This is a genomic window from Streptomyces specialis (assembly GCF_001493375.1).
Classification (GTDB): domain Bacteria; phylum Actinomycetota; class Actinomycetes; order Streptomycetales; family Streptomycetaceae; genus Streptomyces; species Streptomyces specialis.
This window is the reverse complement of record NZ_LN929883.1, coordinates 1-1149: the sequence shown is the minus strand read 5'-3', so window position 1 is coordinate 1149 and position 1149 is coordinate 1. Positions and strand designations below refer to the sequence as shown.

Annotated in this window: 1 protein-coding gene; it reads left to right on the top strand. The window is 74.0% G+C overall.

The genetic code is table 11. The features are described from left to right. Nucleotides 1-966: S1 family peptidase (locus tag BN2279_RS09740; protein ID WP_059008313.1), on the top strand; the 966-nt coding region annotated here is incomplete at its 5' end. Nucleotides 967-1149 lie beyond the last annotated feature (183 nt).

Sequence of the window (1149 nt, the reverse complement as noted above, 5' to 3'; positions counted from 1 at the left end):
GTTCCCGCCCCCACCACACTGTCGTCCGCCGAGGCGGGCACCCTGGCGTCGTCCCTGACCGACCGGCTGGGCGCCGACGCGGCCGGCGCCTACTACGACGCCGACTCCGGCACCCTCGTGGTCAACCTCGTGGACGAGGCCGCGATCCCCACCGTCCAGGACGCGGGCGCCAGCCCCCGGGTCGTCGAGCACAGCCTCGCCGAACTGGAGGACGCGCGGTCCCGGGTCGAGGAGTTCGCCGTGCCCGGCACCTCCTGGGCCATCGACCCGGTGAGCAACGCGGTGCGGGTGACCGTGGACGACACGGTCACCGGCACGGCGCTGACCGGCGTACGGGACGGGGTCGAGGCGCTGGGCGGGCTGGCCACGCTCCAGCACGCGGCCGGCACGTTCGAGCCGTACATCGCGGGCGGCGACGCCATCTACTCGGGCGGCGCGCGCTGTTCGCTGGGCTTCAACGTGACGGTCGACGGCGCTCCCGCCTTCCTGACCGCCGGGCACTGCGGCGAGGTGGGCAGCACCTGGTCCGACTCCGCGAACGGCGCGGGCATCGGCACGCTGGTCGCCGGTGAGTTCCCCGGCTCGGACTACGCGCTGGTCCAGTACACGTCCCCGATCGACGCGCCCAGCGCGGTGGACCTGTACGACGGCACCTCCCAGGAGATCACCGGTGCCGCCGAGGCCACGGTCGGCCAGCAGGTGCGGCGCAGCGGCAGCACCACCGGGGTGCACAGCGGTGAGGTCACGGCGCTGGACGTGTCCGTGCGGTACCCGCAGGGCACGGTGGAGGGCACGATCGAGACGACGGTCTGCGCCGAACCGGGCGACAGCGGCGGCGCGCTCTTCGCCGACTCCTCGGCGATCGGGCTGACGTCGGGCGGCAGCGGCGACTGCGCGCGGGGCGGCACGACGTTCTTCTTCCCGGTGACGACCGCGCTGGCGGAGGTCGGCGCGACCATCCCGTAGCCGCTGCCTGCCGCCGGGGGCGGGGCGCCGCGGCGCCCCCGCCCCCCCCCGCCCGCCCCCCCCGGGGCCGGGGGGGGGGGGCGGGGGGGCGGTCTCCTTTTAACAACCCCCCCGCCCCCCAAAAACGCAAAAAACCAACAGAGCCCGTTCTCTTTGGGAAAAATAAAAATGACTCATCTACAC